The sequence below is a fragment of the Neisseria sp. P0009.S007 genome, from assembly GCF_051962515.1.
Map to the genome: position 1 here is coordinate 6,133 of NZ_JBQCVF010000098.1, position 1,707 is coordinate 7,839.

General features: G+C 49.8%; 2 protein-coding genes. Both read left to right on the forward strand.

Annotation, left to right across the window (positions count from 1 at the left end):
- Nucleotides 1–795 (forward strand): ABC transporter permease (locus ACTHS3_RS09080; protein ID WP_440367749.1); only part of this gene is annotated, 795 nt, incomplete at its 5' end.
- On the forward strand, nt 795–1,682 hold the full coding sequence (locus ACTHS3_RS09085) for an ABC transporter permease subunit (RefSeq protein ID WP_003679574.1): 888 nt from the start codon (nt 795–797) through the stop codon (nt 1,680–1,682). The genes ACTHS3_RS09080 and ACTHS3_RS09085, both read left to right, overlap by 1 nt.
- The last annotated feature ends 25 nt before the right edge of the window (nt 1,683–1,707 follow it).

The window sequence follows — 1,707 nt, forward strand, 5'->3', positions numbered from 1 at the left end:
ACGATTGATGAAGACTTAGGCCGTCTGAACATTGCCATCAGCTATCAGAACTACGCCGACATCTTCCAAAACTTTTGGAATACGCTCAATCCGTTTGGCGACAGTGAAAACAGCAATATCTATCTGATGACCTACTGGTCTTCGATTAAGACCGCGCTGACGACGACCATCATCTGCCTGTTGATTGGTTATCCGACCGCTTATGCCATTTCACGCGCCAATCCGGCTGCGCGCAACGGCCTGCTGTTGGCAATCATGCTACCTTTCTGGACCTCTTTCCTGTTGCGTGTTTACGCATGGATGGGCTTATTGGGTCACAACGGCATCATCAATAATTTCTTAATCAAATATGGAATCATCAGCGAGCCTTTAGACTTGTTCTACAATGCGTTCTCGCTGAATTTGGTGATGGTTTACGCCTATCTGCCGTTTATGATTTTGCCGCTGTACACACAATTGGTAAAACTGGACAACCGCCTGCTCGAAGCCGCTTCCGACTTGGGCGCAGGTCCGATCAAATCGTTCTTTACCATTACCCTGCCTTTATCCAAAACAGGCATCATCGCAGGCTCTATGCTGGTCTTCGTTCCGGCCGTCGGTGAATTTGTGATTCCTGAATTGGTGGGCGGTTCTGAAAACCTGATGATTGGTAAAGTATTGTGGCAGGCATTCTTCGACCAAAACAACTGGCCGCTGGCTTCTGCTGTCGCCGTCGTCATGGTTGCCCTGCTGGTTGTACCGATTGCCCTGTTCCAGCACTATGAAAACCGCGAATTGGAAGAAGGAGGCAAATAATGCAGAAAACCAAATTATCCTGGTTCTTGAAACTGATGCTCCTGCTCTCGCTGGCATTCCTCTATATTCCGCTGGTAGTTTTAGTCATCTATTCTTTCAATGAATCCAAACTGGTTACCGTTTGGGGCGGTTTCTCAACCAAATGGTACGGCGCATTGATGGAAAACGACACCATCTTGGAAGCAGCTTGGCTGTCATTGCGTATCGCCATTGTTTCCTCACTTGCCGCCGTAGCACTCGGCACATTAGCTGGTTACGCTATGGCGCGTATCAAGCGCTTCCGCGGCAGCACCCTGTTTGCCGGTATGATTTCCGCGCCTATGGTGATGCCTGATGTGATTACCGGTTTGTCCATGCTGCTGTTGATTATTCAGGTGCAAATGTTCCTGCAAGGCAGCGAATTGCTGCAATCGCTATACTTCGATCGCGGTTTCTTCACCATCTTCCTCGGTCACACCACACTTTGCATGGCGTACATTACCGTCGTTATCCGCTCGCGCCTGGTGGAATTGGATCAATCCTTGGAAGAGGCTGCAATGGACTTGGGTGCCCGTCCGCTGAAGATTTTCTTCGTGATTACCCTGCCGCTGATTGCCCCTGCGATTGCTTCAGGCTTCCTCTTGGGCATTACCCTGTCTTTGGACGACTTGGTGATTACCTCCTTCCTATCAGGCCCGGGTTCATCGACATTGCCGCAAGTGATTTTCTCCAAAATCAAACTCGGCCTTGACCCTCAGATGAACGTTTTGGCAACCATCCTGATCGGTATCATCGGTACGCTGGTTATTGTTGTTAACTACTGGATGATGCGTCAGGCAACCAAACGGGAACGCGAGGCTGCCGAAGCCTACCGCCAAGAAAAATTGGCAGCCGAGAAAGCCGCCTAATATGCAGACAGGCTGTCCGATAAAG